This window comes from Nonomuraea rhodomycinica, assembly GCF_013363995.1.
Taxonomy (GTDB): domain Bacteria; phylum Actinomycetota; class Actinomycetes; order Streptosporangiales; family Streptosporangiaceae; genus Nonomuraea; species Nonomuraea rhodomycinica.
The window spans coordinates 82,018-98,409 of the sequence record NZ_JABWGO010000003.1; the positions used below are offsets into that span (position 1 = coordinate 82,018).

Annotated in this window: 15 protein-coding genes; 9 read left to right on the forward strand and 6 right to left on the reverse strand. The window is 71.0% G+C overall.

Annotated elements, in window-relative coordinates; genetic code table 11:
- Positions 1-3 precede the first annotated feature (3 nt).
- The 5 genes from sufC to HT134_RS16170 all read left to right on the forward strand — a co-directional run bounded on the left by sufC (position 4) and on the right by HT134_RS16170 (position 5,256).
- Entirely contained in the window at positions 4-750 is a 747-nt protein-coding gene (sufC, locus tag HT134_RS16150; RefSeq protein ID WP_175601217.1) for a Fe-S cluster assembly ATPase SufC, read from the forward strand.
- Positions 747-2,030 (forward strand): cysteine desulfurase, encoded by a 1,284-nt coding sequence (locus HT134_RS16155; RefSeq protein WP_281387530.1) that lies wholly within the window; start codon positions 747-749, stop codon positions 2,028-2,030. Before sufC ends, HT134_RS16155 begins: the two co-directional genes overlap by 4 nt.
- Before the next feature lie 2 nt (positions 2,031-2,032).
- Entirely contained in the window at positions 2,033-2,470 is a 438-nt protein-coding gene (gene sufU, locus HT134_RS16160; protein WP_175601218.1) for a Fe-S cluster assembly sulfur transfer protein SufU, read from the forward strand.
- Positions 2,470-2,829, forward strand: coding sequence for a metal-sulfur cluster assembly factor (locus HT134_RS16165; protein WP_175601219.1), 360 nt, complete (start codon positions 2,470-2,472; stop codon positions 2,827-2,829). Before sufU ends, HT134_RS16165 begins: the two co-directional genes overlap by 1 nt.
- 402 nt (positions 2,830-3,231) lie before the next feature.
- Complete coding sequence (locus HT134_RS16170; RefSeq protein WP_175601220.1) at positions 3,232-5,256, forward strand: DEAD/DEAH box helicase; 2,025 nt, start codon at positions 3,232-3,234, stop codon at positions 5,254-5,256.
- A 192-nt stretch (positions 5,257-5,448) separates the two neighbouring features.
- Here HT134_RS16170 and HT134_RS16175 read toward each other — a convergent pair whose 3' ends face one another.
- The 4 genes from HT134_RS16175 to HT134_RS16190 all read right to left on the reverse strand — a co-directional run bounded on the left by HT134_RS16175 (position 5,449) and on the right by HT134_RS16190 (position 9,866).
- Complete coding sequence (locus tag HT134_RS16175) at positions 5,449-6,396, reverse strand: carbohydrate ABC transporter permease (protein ID WP_175601221.1); 948 nt, start codon at positions 6,394-6,396, stop codon at positions 5,449-5,451.
- Entirely contained in the window at positions 6,396-7,319 is a 924-nt protein-coding gene (locus HT134_RS16180; protein ID WP_175601222.1) for a carbohydrate ABC transporter permease, read from the reverse strand. Before HT134_RS16180 ends, HT134_RS16175 begins: the two co-directional genes overlap by 1 nt.
- A gap of 54 nt (positions 7,320-7,373) precedes the next feature.
- Positions 7,374-8,630 carry an extracellular solute-binding protein gene (locus tag HT134_RS16185; RefSeq protein WP_175601223.1) on the reverse strand — a complete coding sequence of 419 codons (1,257 nt, stop codon included), beginning with the start codon at positions 8,628-8,630 and terminating at the stop codon, positions 7,374-7,376.
- 222 nt (positions 8,631-8,852) lie between these two features.
- Positions 8,853-9,866 carry a LacI family DNA-binding transcriptional regulator gene (locus HT134_RS16190; RefSeq protein WP_175601224.1) on the reverse strand — a complete coding sequence of 338 codons (1,014 nt, stop codon included), beginning with the start codon at positions 9,864-9,866 and terminating at the stop codon, positions 8,853-8,855.
- Between the two features lie 467 nt (positions 9,867-10,333).
- Here HT134_RS16190 and HT134_RS16195 point away from each other — a divergent pair, with 467 nt between their 5' ends.
- The gene (locus HT134_RS16195) at positions 10,334-10,597 is read left to right on the forward strand and encodes a phosphoribosyl-ATP diphosphatase (RefSeq protein WP_175589604.1); all 264 of its coding nucleotides are present in this window, start codon (positions 10,334-10,336) and stop codon (positions 10,595-10,597) included.
- A gap of 67 nt (positions 10,598-10,664) precedes the next feature.
- The gene (hisG, locus tag HT134_RS16200; RefSeq protein WP_175601225.1) at positions 10,665-11,510 is read left to right on the forward strand and encodes an ATP phosphoribosyltransferase; all 846 of its coding nucleotides are present in this window, start codon (positions 10,665-10,667) and stop codon (positions 11,508-11,510) included.
- A 478-nt stretch (positions 11,511-11,988) separates the two neighbouring features.
- Here the strand turns inward: hisG and HT134_RS16205 are convergent, their stop codons facing one another.
- Positions 11,989-13,014, reverse strand: coding sequence for an EAL domain-containing protein (locus tag HT134_RS16205; protein WP_312888153.1), 1,026 nt, complete (start codon positions 13,012-13,014; stop codon positions 11,989-11,991).
- Between the two features lie 515 nt (positions 13,015-13,529).
- Between HT134_RS16205 and HT134_RS16210 the strand changes: the two genes are divergently transcribed.
- Together HT134_RS16210 and HT134_RS16215 are read left to right on the forward strand one after the other, a co-directional pair.
- The gene (locus tag HT134_RS16210) at positions 13,530-14,213 is read left to right on the forward strand and encodes an acVLRF1 family peptidyl-tRNA hydrolase (protein WP_175601227.1); all 684 of its coding nucleotides are present in this window, start codon (positions 13,530-13,532) and stop codon (positions 14,211-14,213) included.
- 432 nt (positions 14,214-14,645) lie between these two features.
- Positions 14,646-15,125 (forward strand): PNPOx family protein, encoded by a 480-nt coding sequence (locus HT134_RS16215; RefSeq protein WP_175601228.1) that lies wholly within the window; start codon positions 14,646-14,648, stop codon positions 15,123-15,125.
- Here HT134_RS16215 and HT134_RS16220 read toward each other — a convergent pair.
- Positions 15,103-16,320: an alpha/beta fold hydrolase gene (locus HT134_RS16220; RefSeq protein ID WP_175601229.1), complete on the reverse strand. Its 1,218-nt coding sequence runs from the start codon at positions 16,318-16,320 to the stop codon at positions 15,103-15,105. The genes HT134_RS16215 and HT134_RS16220 overlap by 23 nt on opposite strands.
- Positions 16,321-16,392: the final 72 nt, after the last annotated feature.

Consider the following 16,392-nt stretch of genomic DNA (forward strand, 5'->3'; position numbering starts at 1 on the left):
CACATGTCCACCCTTGAGATCCGCGACCTCCAGGTCGCCGTCGAGGACAAGGCGATCCTGCGCGGCGTCAACCTCACCGTGAGGTCCGGCGAGACCCACGCCATCATGGGCCCCAACGGCTCCGGCAAGTCCACGCTCGCCTACGCCATCGCCGGTCACCCCAAGTACACGATCACCGGCGGCCAGGTGCTGCTCGACGGCGTCGACCTGCTGGAGCTGTCGGTCGACGAGCGCGCCCGCGCCGGCCTGTTCCTCGCCATGCAGTACCCCGTCGAGGTCCCCGGCGTGTCGGTGTCCAACTTCCTGCGCTCGGCCGTCACCGCGGTCCGCGGCGAGGCCCCCAAGCTGCGCGAGTTCGCCAAGGACCTCAAGAACGGCATGGACGCCCTGTCCATCGACGCCGCCTTCGCCCAGCGCAACCTCAACGAGGGCTTCTCCGGCGGTGAGAAGAAGCGCCACGAGATCCTCCAGCTCGAGCTGCTCAAGCCCAAGATCGCCGTGCTCGACGAGACCGACTCCGGCCTCGACGTCGACGCGCTGCGCGTGGTGTCGGAGGGCATCAACCGCTTCCGCGCGTCCGGCGACACGGGCGTGCTGCTCATCACGCACTACACCCGCATCCTGCGCTACGTGAAGCCGGACTTCGTCCACGTCTTCGCGGGCGGCCGGATCGTCGAGGAGGGCGGCCCGGAGCTGGCCGACAAGCTCGAGTCCGAGGGCTACGAGCAGTACACGAAGGCGACTGCATGACTCATCCCACCAGCTTGGACGTGGAGAGGATCAGGAAGGACTTCCCGGTTCTCTCCCGCGAGCTGCCCGGCGGGCGCCCGCTGATCTACCTCGACTCGGGCAACTCCTCGCAGAAGCCCACGCCGGTCGTCGAGACGGTGCGCGAGCACCTGGCGATGCACTACAGCAACGTCGGGCGCGCCATGCACGCGCTCGGCGCCGAGTCCACCGAGGCGTACGAGAGCGCGCGCGACAAGGTGGCCGCCTTCATCGGCGCGCCCTCCCGCGACGAGGTGATCTTCACCAAGAACGCCTCCGAGGCGCTCAACCTGGTGGCCCACGCCTTCGGCCCCCACCTGTGGGGCTCCTCGGGCGAGGGCACCGACCCGCGCTTCGCGCTCGGCCCCGGCGACGAGATCGTCATCTCCGAGATGGAGCACCACTCCAACATCGTGCCGTGGCAGCTGCTCGTCCAGCGCACCGGCGCGACCCTGAAGTGGTTCGGCGTCACCGACGAGGGCCGGCTCGACCTGTCCACCCTGGACGAGCTGGTCACCGAGCGCACGAAGATCGTCTCGATCGCCCACCAGTCCAACGTGCTCGGCACCGTCAACCCGGTCGCCGACGTGCTGCGGCGCGCCCGCGAGGTGGGCGCCCTGGTGATGCTCGACGCCTCCCAGTCCGTGCCGCACCACCCGGTGGACGTCGCCGGGCTGGGCGTCGACTTCGTGGCCTTCACCGGTCACAAGATGCTCGGCCCGTCCGGCATCGGCGTGCTGTGGGGGCGGGGCGAGCTGCTCGAGGCCATGCCCCCGTTCCTGGGCGGCGGCGAGATGATCGAGGCGGTCTGGATGGACCACTCGACGTACGCGCCGATCCCGCACAAGTTCGAGGCGGGCACGCCGCCGATCGTCGAGGCCATCGGTCTCGGCGCGGCCGTCGACTACCTCCAGGGCATCGGCATGGACGCCGTCGAGGCGCACGAGCGGGAGCTGACGGCGTACGCGCTGGAGGCCCTGCGCGAGGTGCCCACGCTGCGGCTCATCGGGCCCGAGACCCTCGACCGGCGCGGCGCGACCCTGTCGTTCACGCTGGAGGGCATCCACCCGCACGACGTGGGGCAGATCCTCGACGACAGCTTCGGCATCGCCGTGCGGGTCGGCCACCACTGCGCGCGCCCGCTGCACCTCAGGTTCGGAATACCGGCGACCACGCGGGCGTCGTTCTACCTGTACAACACCACGGGCGAGATCGACGCCCTGGTGCGCGGCCTCCACCACGTTCAGAAGGTGTTCGCATAGCCATGATCGGCGAGTCGATGTACCAGGAGCTGATCCTGGAGCACTACAAGCACCCGCAGGGGCGGGGGCTGCGCGAGCCGTACGACGCCGAGGTGCACCACGTGAACCCGACGTGTGGCGACGAGATCACGCTCCGGGTCAAGGTCGGCGACGCCGGCCGGATCGAGGACGTCTCCTACGACGGCCAGGGCTGCTCCATCAGCCAGGCCGCCGCCTCGGTCCTGCACGAGCTGACCGCGGGCTCCACGGTGGAGGAGACGCTGTCGGTCGTCGACGAGTTCACCCGGCTCATGCAGGGCAGGGGACAGGTGGAGGCCGACGAGGAGATCCTGGGCGACGCCGTGGCGTTCGCCGGGGTCGCCAAGTTCCCGGCCAGGGTCAAGTGCGCGCTGCTGTCCTGGATGGCCTACAAGGACGCTGTAGTGAGGAGTGCCAGCTGATGAGCAAGCCGGTGGAGACGCCGACCTCGTTCGACGGTGAGACCACCGTCGAGGAGGTCATGGAGGCGCTCAAGGACGTCGTGGACCCCGAGCTGGGCATCAACGTCGTCGATCTCGGCCTGGTCTACGGCCTCAACCTCGACCCCGCCGAGGGTGGCCGGCCCGTGGCCACCATCGACATGACGCTCACCAGCGCCGCCTGCCCGCTCACCGACGTGATCGAGGATCAGGCGCACTCCGCGCTCGATGGTATGGTCTCCGATGTGAAGATCAACTGGGTCTGGCTTCCGCCGTGGGGCCCTGACAAGATCACTGACGAGGGCCGTGAGCAGCTGCGTATGCTAGGCTTCAACGTCTGATCTCCTGACCTTCAGCAGCATCAGCCTCCAGCGGGGCGCCCCGAGTGGTTCGTCCCGTATAGCGTGATCCTGAGCAGTACGGCCGGCACCCCGGTGCCGGCCGCGCCTGTGCCTCGGTCCGAGAGCCGGACCGGGCGGGGAATACCCATGGTCCTCCCCGCGTTGGCACCACGTGCACCTGGCGCACCTTCACGTGCGTCTCGCCGCCTGCGGCCGGCAACCGGGTGCGCGTAGACGGCCCGACGACATGCCGGTGAGCACACCGGTCCGGGCCAGTCCCCACCCCAGCGGGTGCCGATCACCCGCGCCTCGCAATGAGTGCGGCACGCAGCCGCACGTCCTGGCTCGTCCTTTCGCAGAAGTGACGCGCCACTTCGACTGAAAGGCACGACGTTCGTGACCATGCTTGACGCTGTCCTGCCCGAGCTCGCCCCCGAGCAGGGTCTGGCCGACCTCGCCCCTGAGCAGGCCGTGCCCGGGTTCGAGCTGCTGGGTCTGCCCAAGCCGCTCGTGGCCGGCCTGGCCCGCCAGGGCATCGACAGCCCCTTCCCCATCCAGAGCGCCACCATCCCCGACGTGCTGACCGGCGCCGACGTCCTCGGCCGCGGCCAGACCGGCTCCGGCAAGACGCTCGCCTTCGGCCTGCCCACCATGACCCGCATCGCCGGCGTCAAGCCCGCCCCGGGCCGTCCCCGCGCGATGATCCTCGTCCCGACCCGCGAGCTGGCCCTCCAGGTGCACGACGCGCTGGAGCCGCTCGGCCGCGGCCTCGGCCTGCGCATGAAGGTCGTCGTCGGCGGCATGTCCATGGGCAAGCAGATCGAGGCCCTGCGGCGCGGCGTCGACATCGTCATCGCCACGCCCGGCCGGCTCGGCGACCTCATCCGCCAGGGCGAGTGCTCGCTGGCCGAGATCGAGGTGAGCGTCCTCGACGAGGCCGACCACATGTGCGACCTCGGCTTCTTCCCCGTCGTCACCGAGCTGCTCGCGCAGACCCCGGCCGACGGGCAGCGGCTGCTGTTCTCCGCCACGCTCGACGGCGACGTCGACAAGCTGGTGCGGCGCTTCCTCAAGGACCCGATCACCCACTCCGTCGCCCCCGCGACCTCCCCGGTCGACACGATGGAGCACCACGTGATGCAGGTCACGCGTGACGACAAGTTCGACGTCACGGCGGAGATCGCCAACCGTGAGGGCCGCACGATCATCTTCGTCCGCACCCAGCACGGCGTCGACCGGCTGTGCAAGCAGCTCGCCCGGGTCGGCGTCAAGGCGGGCGGCCTGCACGGCGGCAAGCGCCAGAACCAGCGCACCCGCATCCTCGCCGAGTTCCGCGAGGGCTCCGTCAACGTGCTCGTCTGCACCGACGTGGCGGCCCGCGGCATCCACGTCGACAACATCAGCCTGGTGCTGCACGTCGACCCGCCGCAGGACCACAAGAGCTACCTGCACCGCGGCGGCCGTACGGCCCGCGCGGGCGAGAAGGGCACCGTGGTCACCCTCGTGCTGCCCAACGAGCGCCGCTCCACCGACCAGCTCACCCGCCGGGCGGGCATCCACCCGTTCCGCCTCAAGGCCACCCCGGGCCACCCGCGGGTCGCCGAGGTGACCGGCGCCCGCATCCCGAGCGGCGAGGCCATCCCCGTGTGGGAGCCCGACGTGCGCAAGCCGCTGCGGCCGCGCCGCGAGCACGGTCACGGCGGCGGGCACGGCGAGCGCCGCGGGGGGCGGCGCGGGCGCCGCGACTTCGGGCGCGACGGCGACGGCGACCGCCGGCCCCGCCGCCACGACGACGCCTCGGGCTCCGGCTCGGCGTCGGGCCAGGGCGGCGAGCGTTCCTACGGTTCCCGCCGGGACGACTCCTACGGCTCGCGCCGTGAGGACGGCGACCGCTCGTACGGTGCGCGCCGCTTCGAGGGCGGCGAGCAGGAGGCGGGCTCGCGCGAGCCGCGCACGTTCGGCGAGGACCGCCGGGAGCGCGGCTTCCGCCGCGACGACCGCGGCCGGCGCGACGGCGGGTTCCGCTCGGACGAGCGTCCGTCCCGTTCCGAGGACCGGCCGTTCCGCGGGGACGACCGCGGTCCGCGCGGCGGCGGTTTCCGCTCCGAGGAGCGTCCGTTCCGTTCCGAGGACCGGCCGTTCCGCGGGGACGACCGAGGCCCGCGCGGCGGCGGTTTCCGCTCCGAGGGCCGTGGCTCGCGTGACGGCGGCTTCCGCCCCGACGACCGCGGCGCCCGCGGCGGTTTCCGCGACGACCGCGGCCCGCGCGGCGGCGGCTTCCGCGCCGACGACCGCGGCGCGCGCGGCGGCGACCGTGGCCGGCCGTTCTCGGCCGACCGTGAGCGCGGCTTCCGCGGCGACGACCGTCCGCGCGACGGCCACCGCTCGGGCGGCTACCGCTCGGAGGGCCGCCGCTTCGGCCGCTGACCCGACACACCCTTGACGGCCCGCCGTGCCCCTCCGCAGAGGACTGGTACGGCGGGCCGCGCCGTTCCCGGCGGAGCACGCCCTCGCATGGGTCGGAGGCGGTCACCCGGGCCGGATCGGACGCGGCTGGACGGTTTCGAGGTGGACCGCGACCTGCTCGACCTGCTCCAGGCGCACCAGCGGTGAGGCCGGTCAGCCCTTGAGGCCGCTGAGCGCGATGCCACGGGTGAAGTACTTCTGGAACACCAGGAAGAAGGCGATCGTCGGCACCGACGCCAGCAGCCCGCCCGCCATGATCGCGCCCTGGTGGTCCGGGCCGGCGAAGTAGGAGTTGAGCCTGGCCAGCGCCACGGGCAGGTTCGCCATCTCGTCGCTCTGCACGATGATCAACGGCCAGAGGAAGTTGTTCCACTCCGCCAGCACGATGAAGATCGACATGGCGGCCAGGGCGGGCCGCAGCAGCGGGAGCACGATCGTCCACCAGATCCGCCACTCCCCGGCGCCGTCCACCCGCGCGGCCTGGATCAGCTCGTTCGGCAGCGACTGGAGGAACTGCACGAGGAAGAACAGCACGAACGCCTTGGCCAGGGCCGGGACGATGTAGGCGGGATAGCTGTCCAGCCAGCCCAGGTTCCGCATGATCACGTAGTTGGGGATCAGCGTGGTCTGCCACGGCACCATCATCGACGCGATGATCATCAGGAAGATCACCCGGCGTCCCCTGATGTCGTGCTTGGCGATCACGTACGCCGCCAGCGAGCAGATCAGCAGCGACCCCACCGTGATCGCGGTGGTGATGAACAGGCTGTTGAACAGGAACCGCCAGAACCCGAAGTCCACCTGGAAGCGCTGGAAGATGCCCTGCAGATGGCCGGGGTCGATGTGCCGGGGCGACCAGTCGGGGTCGTAGAAGTTGTCGAACGTGGGGGAGTGCGGCACGAACGACGGTGGCGTCCTGGCCAGCTCCGTCGGGGTCTTGAAGACCGTGATGACCAGCCAGTAGAACGGCACGACCATCGTCAGCGACAGCAGGTAGAACGGCAGGCGCAGCAGGTGCCGGTTGATCCGGGCCCGGCGGCCGGGTGCGGGCGCCGGTCGCCGGGCGTGGCGGACGGGGGCGACGGTCTCCAGGACGGCCATCACAGCTCCTTCATCGCACGGCCCAGGCGCAGGTTGACGAGGCTCAGCACGAAGATGATCACGAACAGCACCCACGCGATCGCCGAGGCGTAGCCGAGCTTGAAGTGGGTGAAGCCCTGGTCGTACAGATAGGGGACGATCATCAGGCCGGAGTCGAGCACGCCTCCGACGTTGTTGGTGCCGCGGAAGACGATGTAGACGGCCTCGAACACCTGGAACGCCCCGATGAGGCCGGTGACCACCACGTACGTGGTGACCGGCCGCAGCAGCGGCAGCGTGATCCGGCGGAACTGCTGCCAGACGGAGGCGCCGTCGATGCGGGCCGCCTCGTAGTACTCCTCGGGGATCGAGCCGAGCCCGGCCACGTACAGCACCATGCCGTACCCCATGCCGCCCCACACCGACATCAGCACCAGGATCGGGACGGTCAGCCCGGGTGTGGCCAGCCACGCGACGGCGTGGCCGCCGAACCAGCCGACGACGGTGTTGGCCAGCCCCACGTCGCTGGGGAACAGCACCCACTTCCACATGAGCATCAGCGCGATGGAGGAGGTGACGGACGGCAGGAAGAACAGGGTGCGCATGATCCGGTGCGGCCAGCTCGTGCCGTTGAAGGCCAGCGCGAGACCCAGCGACAGCAGCGTGCCCAGCCCGACCGACGCGACCACGTACAGGGCCGTGTTGCCGAGCGCGTGACGGAAGCGGGCGTCCCCGGCGAGCTGCCGGAAGTTGTCCAGGCCGGTGAACTCCGCCGGGTTGATCCCGTCGAAGCGGGTGAAGCTCAGGAACAGCGAGTTGGCCAGCGGCCAGAGGAGGAAGCCCGCGAACAGCGCGAGGAACGGCAGCAGCATGAGGGAGGAGGTGCCGTAGCGGCGCAGCGCGCTGCGCAGGGGTGAGGCGGCGGGGGTCGCCATGTCGGCCATGTCAGGCTCCTGGATCGGGGGCCGGGACCGGCGCCCGCCGGTCCCGGCGGGCGGCTATCCGGCGTTGCGTTCCATGACCTTCGCGGCCTCGGCCAGCGCGGTCTTGACGTCCGCCTTGCCGAGGATGGCCGACTGGAGCTGCTTGGCCACGTCTCCCGCGCTCTCGTCCCATCCGGGGCAGCCGGGCGCCGCCTTGCCGGTGCTGATCGACGTCTCGAACACCTGGGCCTGCTCGGGGGTGAACGTCGAGGTGGACACCACCTTGTCCGGGCGTGGCGGGATGAACGGCAGGTTGCGCTTCTTGGCCTCGTCCACGATCGCGGTGATGGCCTCGTCGGAGTAGAGGAACTTCACGAAGTCCGCGCCGATCCGGGCGTACTTGCTGAACGACGTGACGCCGATCGCCCGCCCGCCGATGAACGTGGTCGGACCGGCGGGACCCGCGGGCAGCGTGGTCATCGCCCACTTGCCCTTGAGCTTCGGCTTGTTGACGTCGATGCCCTTGGCGATCCAGCTGCCGGCCACGACCAGCGCGGTGCCGGTGTCGAGCGCGTCGGAACCCTCGACGGTCGCGGTCGGCGCGCCGTGCTTGCGGTAGAGGTCCGCCCAGTACGTCAGCGCCCGCTCGGCCTGCGGGGTGGCGAGCGACGGCTTGCAGTCAGGGGTGTAGAACGAGCCGCCCGCCTGGTAGAGGTAGTTGAAGTAGCCGATCCAGTCGAGGTTGCCCCAGTCCTGGCTGTACGGCTTCCGCACCCCGGCGGCCCTGAGCTTGTCGATGGCCGTGACCAGCTCCTCCCACGTCCTGGGCGGGCTGACCTCGGCCTGGTCGAGCAGGTCCTTGCGGTAGTACAGGGCGAAGGTCGACATGTCGAGCGGCACGCCGTACACCGAGCCGTCGGGGGAGACCGCCGACTCCCACTGGGCGGGCTGGGCCTGCGCCTTGAGCGCGTCGAGGCCGTGCTTGCGCAGGTCCACCATGGCGCCCCGGGCGCCGAACTGGATGGTCCACGTCATGCCGCCGGACAGGATGTCCGGGCCGCTGCGGCTGGTGGCCGCGGCCAGCAGCTTGGCGTACGCGTCGTCCCACGTCAGGGTCTGCACCTTGATCGTCACGTTGGGATGCGACTGCTTGTACAGGTCCGCGGCTTTCTGGAAGATCGCGGTCTCGTCGTCTCCGCCGGTGGACCAGAAGGACAGGCTGGCGGGGGCGTTCTGGTCGGCTTGCTTGGTCTCCGACTGGCCGCTGGTGGCGCAGGCGGCGCTCAGGAGCGCCACCAGGACCGTGCCGCAGACTGCCGTCGTTCGTCGCATGGGGGGCCGTCCGATCTGTCGGTCGGATGGGCGCCCGGTTCCCCTGACGGAGGCGTGCGGAATGCGGGGCATCCCGCGGCCCGGCGCCCGACTTCACAGGTATGGGGATCTCACCACTTAAACGGGTAAGTTACAATAGGCGGCGATCGAAATCGCCGCCGCGTTTCGCGCGCCGCCTCTCCCGCCCGGGGCGCGCGGCGGGACGGCCGTTTGTGAAGCGGTTCAGGGAGCCGGGGCGGTGCTCCCGCGCGGGCGCAGGCGGGCCGCGGCGTCCTGCGCGCCGGTGACCTGCTCGCCCGCCGCCATCCGCAGCACGAGCTGCGCCGCCCGCGCGCCCGAGGCCGGGATGTCGCGGGCCAGCGCCGTGAGCGGCGGCCGCACGACCTGGCAGAGCGGGGAGTCGTCCCAGGCCACGACGGACAGCCCGGCCGGCACCTCCAGGCCCATCTCCTGGGCCACCGACAGGCCGGCCAGCGCCGTGATGTCGTTGTCGTAGACGATCGCCGTGGGCCGCGAGCGCGAGCTGAGCAGCCGCCGGGTGGCCCGGGCGCCCTCCTCGCCGGTGTAGTCGGTGTGCGCCGCCGGCGCCCCGTCCAGCCCCAGCGCGGCCAGCGACTCCTCGAACGCCGCGTCCCTGATCGCGGTGTGCGCCAGGGCCGCCGGGCCCGCCACCCGCCCGACGCGCCGGTGGCCCAGCGCCGCCAGGTGCTCGAGCACCTCGCGCATCGCGGCAGCCTCGTCCGACCACACCGCGGGCAGCGAGCCCGCGGCCGACGGATGGCCGATCACCACCGCCGGCATGCCCAGCTGCTCCATCACCGGCACGCGCGGGTCGTCCGCGTGCAGATCGACGAGGATCACGCCGTCCACCCGGCCCTCGCCCCACCAGCGCCGGTGCACGGCGATCTCGTCCTCGTGCCCGGCGGCCACCTGGAGCATGAGCGCGCACGAGCGCGCCGCCAGCTCGCCCTCGATGCCGCTGATCAGCTCCATGAAGAACGGCTCGACGCCGAGGAAGCGCGCCGGACGGCACACGACCAGCCCGATCGCGCCCGCGCCGGCGCCGGTCAGCAGGCGCGCGGCCAGGTTCGGGCGCCAGCCGATCTCCTGGGCGATCGCCTGGATGCGCGCCCTCGTCTCCTCCGACACGCCCGGCTGGCCGTTCAGGGCGTAGGACACCGCGCCCTTGGACACGCCGGCGCGCCTGGCGATGTCGGCGATCGTCGGCCTCTTCACGCGGCACCTCCGCCATGAAAGTTTCACTGAACCGTATCAGCGGGAGTGGGGGCGGCCCATGGTCATGCGCTTACCCGGTTCATCGCGCCGGGGGCGGGCGCTTGCCGGCTCCCGGCGGGAGATCTGGCTGATCCCGGATTATCGGTGAACGGGCGCGGAGGAGCGGCGACGGCCGGGCGAACGATTCGAAACCGGTATGAAAGCGAAGTGGCGCACACACCGCCTCCGGCGGGCACCCGACCCGGGCCGACGCCGTAGGGGTGGCGCCGTGGGGGTGGCGACGTGGGCGCGGCGCGGTGTTTCCGCGCGCACCGACGTACGACGGAGAGGCGGAAACACCGGCGGACGACACCATCGAGTAAGGATCATTTTCCGGTGTCGTCGTCTCGTGTTCCGGACACCGGGCGTGTGACCCACGCGGGCCGACTAGGCTTGTCATGCACGTCAGCCGACCGACGAGAGAGACCATGAAGACCTTCGAAGAGCTGTTCGCCGAGCTGTCCGAGAAGGCGCGCACCCGGCCCGCGGGGTCGGGCACCGTGGCCGCGCTCGACGCCGGCGTCCATGCCATCGGCAAGAAGGTCGTCGAGGAGGCCGCCGAGAGCTGGATGGCCGCCGAGCACGAGTCCGCCGACCGGGCCGCTGAGGAGATCTCCCAGCTCCTCTACCACGTGCAGGTTCTCATGCTCGCCAAGGGCATCGGGCTGGACGAGGTCTACAAGCATCTCTAGGGCGCCCCGCCCGGCGCCCGCCTCGCCCGCCCACGCCCGCACCGCGAGACACGGAGACCACACCGACATGATCCGCCTAGCCGTACCCAACAAGGGCGCGCTCAGCGAAGCCGCCCAGGCCATGCTCAAGGAGGCCGGCTACCGGCCCCGCCGCGACAGCAAGGAGCTGTTCGTCCTCGACGAGGACAACGGCTGCGAGCTGTTCTTCCTGCGACCCCGCGACATCGCCGTCTACGTCGGCGAGGGCACCCTCGACGCCGGCATCACCGGCCGCGACATGCTCGTCGACTCCGGCGCGCCGGTCGAGGAGATCATGCCGCTGGGCTTCGGCGACTCCACCTTCCGCCTGGCGGCCAGGCCCGGCACGTTCGCCTCGGTCAAGGACCTCGACGGCATGCGCGTGGCCACCTCCTACGCCGGCCTGCTCGGCAAGTACCTGTCCGATGCGGGCGTCGACGCGCGCGTCATCAAGCTCGACGGCGCGGTCGAGACCGCGATCCGGCTCGGCGTGGCCGACGCCATCGCCGACGTCGTCGAGACCGGCACGACGCTGCGCAACGTCGGGCTGGAGGTGTTCGGCGAGCCGATCATGCGCTCGGAGGGCGTGCTGATCAGGCGGCAGAGCGCCCCCGAGCAGCCGGGCGTCCAGCAGCTCGTGCGCCGCTTCCAGGGCGTCGTCCACGCGCGCGACTTCGTCATGATGGACTACGACATCCGCGCCGAACGCATCGAGGAGGCCATCGCGCTGACCCCCGGCATGGAGGGTCCGACGGTCTCGCCGCTGCACCGCGAGGGGTGGGTCGCGGTGCGCGCCATGGTCCGCCGCAAGGGGCACCAGCAGGTGATGGACCAGCTCTGGGACATCGGCGCCCGCGCCATCCTGGTCACCGACATCTACGCCTGCCGCCTCTGACCCCTGCCGGGTGGCGGGTCGCTCGTCTCCAGGATCCGTTCTGACCCGCCATCTCGGGGGTGGCGCGTGCTCGGGGTTCGCTCTGAACGCGCCGCCCTGGGGTGGCGCGTGCTCGGGTTCGCCTGGACCCGTCATCCTGGGGTGCGCTCTGACGCGCCGTCCGGGGCCGGGTGTGCCCTCGGGGTTCGCTCCGGCCCGCCGCCCCGGGGGCCGCATGCCCTCGGGGCCGTTTCGTATCGCCGTGCGCCGCCCGGCCTTGGGGATCACCCGACATCCAGGGATCGCCCTTGGAGACGCGGAACCTGCAGACGGATGCCTCGTTCACCGCTCCCCGACGCTCGCAGCCCCCGCGGACGGAGGGCGTACCCGAACCGGAACGCCGACACGGCCGCCGAAGCCGTAGCCGGTGCCGGCGTTGAACGGACCGCACCCCGGCACCCCGGCAGAACGACAGATCGACAGATCGACAGATCGGGATTCACGTTCTGGTCGCCGTCACCTCCCGGATCAGGTCCGACACGCGGACGATGCCCATGCAGCGGTTGAGCTCGTCGGTGACCACCAGGTCGTCGTACACGCGGGCCGAGTCCCGGCCGGCCGCCTGGATGGCCGCCACCGCCGACGTGGTCTTCGGCACCGTACGCGGCGGGTCGGCCAGCCGCCGCGCCGGCTTGGAGCCGTGCAGCGCGTGCCCGTAGCGGGCGGCGATCGACAGCAGGAAGCGGCTACGGTCGAGGCTGGCCTGCGGCCGCTGGTACTCGTCCACCAGGATCACGCTCGTGATCGACGGCTCGTGGCCGAAGGCGGCCACCACCTCCTCGGCCTTCGCCTCGGCGGGGAGCGTGACGGCGGGCAGCAGCAGCTCCTGCACGCGCGGCCCCAGCTCCACCACGCCGGGCAACTCGTCGGCGACCGGCAGCGGCACCCGTACCCGCCCGTCCGGCCCCGGGCCCAGCAGCGGACCCTCCGCGAGCCGCACTCCCCAGCCGCGCACCACCGCGAGCTGAGCCTCCTCCTCGACCCCCTGGGCGAGCGCGTGCGCGCCGATGCCGCGGGCCAGCGTCACCATCGCCTGCCCGACGGCCGCCGCCCGATGGTCGCGGTGGACCCGCGCGACCAGCTCCGGTGCCAGGACGAGCGCGTACGGCGCGGCGTCCGCGATCAGGTCGAGCGGCACCCCCTCCGTCCCGGCGCCGCCGAAGCCCAGCAGGTAGCCGAAGTTGCGCAGCCCTTCGAGCGCGACCCGCAGCACCGGCCGGCCCTCCGGCGGGCAGGGACCCGACAGCACGAGCATGGTCTCGCGGGGATGCCTGCCGGACCTCCGCAGCGCCTCGTGCAGCGGCGCCAGAGCCCCGGCGCCCTCCATCACGACCCGGATGGGCAGGTCGAGCACCAGCGGCAGCGGAACGTCCGGAAGGTAGCCCGCCGCGTCCACGGCGGCGGGACAAGCGATGACGGCCCCTGTGCCGAGATCCACAACGGGGCCTGTGAACAGGGAGGACACGTAGCGATGATGGGAGGGACAGAGGCCACACAGAAGGCACATGAAACGAAGTTCACCGACATTTCCCACGACGTTCCCATGGGCCGGCGGACCGGAAGCCACCAGACAGCTCGAAGGCCGCAGGAGGCACTTGGAGGCCGTCGCGGAGGCCTCGTTCTCGTAATCGCCCCGGGGCCCTGACCACCGACCCGCTGACCCGGACCCACTGACCCGCCACCTGCCCTGCCCGGGGCGCTGCTGCCGGTCAACTCGCGCTGTCGGCCGTCCGCCCGCCCGTCCGTGGACCGCCGTCGCCGGGCTTCCCTGGGCCGTCATCCATCCGTACGGCCGGTGTCGCCGGACTGCCCGGGCCGGCATCCGTCTGTCAGGGGCGCCCCTGCTGGTCTGGTGTCTTTGGTCCGCCGCGGTTCCCGCGACGGCGTGCCCGCGCCTGTCCGGCCCACCCGTCGTCCGGCCGAGCCCCAGCGGGTGTGACCAGTCCACGCCTTGGGCGAGGGGTCGGCTAGCCTTCGGGCATGAGCGCGCGACCGGCCAAGGGCGGCGGGCGGTGGGTGTCCGTGCCGCCGGAGCGGGTGCACCCGTGGATCGACGGGTTCGCCGACCGGCACGGGCCGTTCGAGGCGTCGGGCGACGAGCGGGCGGTGCGGCTGGTGGCCGCCGACGGGGCGCTCGCCGAACTGCGCGTGCCCTTCCCGCCCATGCTCCCAGGCCCACCGCACGTCACCCGGCTCGTCGCGCACGCCCGCGCGGAGCGGCGGATCGGGGTCGTGCTCGTACGGCTCGGAGGGTACGCGGCGGGAGTGTTCCAGGGGACGGAGCTGGTGGCCTCCAAGGTCGGATCCCGGCTGGTCCAGGGGCGCACGGCGGCGGGCGGCTGGTCGCAGCAGCGTTTCGCCCGGCGCCGCCGCAACCAGGCGGACCAGGCACTGGAGACGGCGGCCGACACCGCCCTGCGGGTCCTGACGCCCCACCTCCCGGACCTGGAGGCCGTGGTGCTGGGGGGAGACCGGCGGGCCGTGGACGCCCTGCGCGCCGACCGCCGCCTCGCGCCGCTGCTGGCCCTGGAGGCGGAGCCGTTCCTGACCGTACCGGACCCGAAGCTGGCCGTGCTGCGCGCGACCCCGGCGGAGTTCCGCGCGGTCCGGATCCACGTGGTGGACCCGCCGGGGGCGGAGGAACCGGGCGCCGCCGCCCTCTGACAGGGAAGCCGGCGCCGGTGCGGCGGCTCGTGACGTGGCGATCCGCAGCGCGGTCTGTGGTCTCCCCGGAGCTGCCCCGGCTCTCGTGTTGACGGTACGCCTGGGCGCGGACGTGCCAGAGCGTCCCGCCCCTCGGCGCCGGAACACATCGTGACCGGCCCCGGCCCCTCGGCCCCAGAACACATTGTGATCGGTCCCGGCTCATCGCAAGCAGACAGCACGCCGTGCCTGCAGCAGCCAGGATGCGCACCTGTTGAGTGCCCGTTTGGGCTTGATCCGGCTGGACGGACATCTGAGATCAGGGTTTCGCCCCGGAAGGATGTCCATCCAGCGTCGGCCTACGAGGCCAGTCGTGGTACGTGGCCGGGCGCGGGTCTGGAGGGTGGCTACACTCGATGGACGGCGAAATGCGACCCGGCAAGGGGGAACGCGGTGCGTCGCGCCATCGAATCAGTGCAGCTCTCGGCCATCGGTTGCGTGAATCAGGCGGCGTTCTGGGCTTCACGGGGTCGCGTGGTGCTCTACCGGTTCCACGGTTTGTCGGGCGTGCTGCTCACCGTCACCGGACCAGACGCACCGGCAGGGAAGACTCTGAGCGTCAGTTACCTGACCGATGGCGACGACTACATCGTCCTTGCCTCCGGCACGGAGATCGATGAGTTGACCGCCCTTCAAACCGCCACCTGCGCGACCGCCGAGTTCAGCCCGAACCGGCACGTCCCCATCGACATCACCACGCTGTCTGACGATGCGGAACGCGCCTCGCTTCTCAAGCGACTGCTCAGGCACGCGTCCCTCTACCAACGGCACCAGATCCGGCGCCACTACCAGTTCCCCATCGTCCGCCTGACACCCCATCAGAAACCCATCCCCCAGTCGTCGATCGCCTTCAGCGGCATCTGGGTTCCGTGACCACAGCGCCGAGCCACGCCCAAACGGATTTCCTTACAAGCAGGCGAAGCACTGTGGGGTTGCCTCGACCCCCTGGCAACCACGGAAACACTGGATTGCTGACCGTTTGAACAGGGCGGGCATAGGCGGCGGAGTCCGACCGTACTGCCGACCCATGCCGCAACGAGCTACCGTCGGCGGACTCCTGTCCGTTTCGGCCTGACGCCATCGGTGGTCCCCCCAGAAAAGCGACCAGTTCGCGGTTGACGAGAGCAGGCGCGTCCTCGTGGAGGACATGCCCCAGGCCGGGGAACATGCGGAGCGTAGATGCCGGAATTCTCCGACGCAGCCGGTTGGCCTGCTCTGGGGAGACGAACGTGTCCCTGTCACCCCAGAGGATCAGCGTGGGAGCGCGGATATCGCCCAGTTTCCGATCGACGAGCGACAGATCGAGCATGCGGACCTGCTTCCACATCGCCTTGCGGTTGGATCGCCGACTCAGAGGCGCCCAGTACTCATCGACGACTCGGGAGGTCAACCGTTGGCCTCGCGCGTAGGCGCCGGACAGACCGGAGGCGAAGGTGGATCGGCCCATCAGCTTGGTCATCGCCTCACCGATCACCGGCGCACGCATCAGTTCGAGGTTGAAGTTGACCTGCGCGTTCAGCCCCAGGGGCGCCATCAGGACGAGCTTGTCCACGCGTTCAGGACGGGTTTCAGCGAGATACAGCGCCACGGAACCGTTGAGTGAATGGGCGAGGATGGACGCCCGCGGCACGCCGACCGCGTCCATGAACGAGGAGAGGGCATCGGCCATCGCCTGCACGTCGTAGCTGAAGTCCTCGTCGTGGACACTCGTGTATCCGTATCCGGGTGGGTCGACCGCGTACACAGTGTGATGGTTGGCAAGGGCCGGGATGGTGTCGCGATAGGTGTAGCTCCACAGCGTGCCGCCGGGAAGCAGCACAACGGGCGCGCCGTTCCCGGTCTTGGTGTAGTGGAATCGGGCCACGGGCGTGTCGACGAAGTGCGAATCCACCGACCAGGATGAGTGGAAATCCCGTTCCTCGGGGGGCTGCCACACGTAAGCCACTGTCAGGATCGCCGCGACCACACAGGCCAGAAGCGCGGCGACCCCCTTCAGCACGCGGCGCCGCCCTCGCCTCCGCCGGATCGTCTCCGGCTGTCTCCCAACATTCTCGTCTTCAGTGAGCATGGTCCGCCCTCTTTCTCTGTGCCGTTCGGAGAGAGGACGGGCACACCGGACGTTATGTGACAGTCGGCCTGT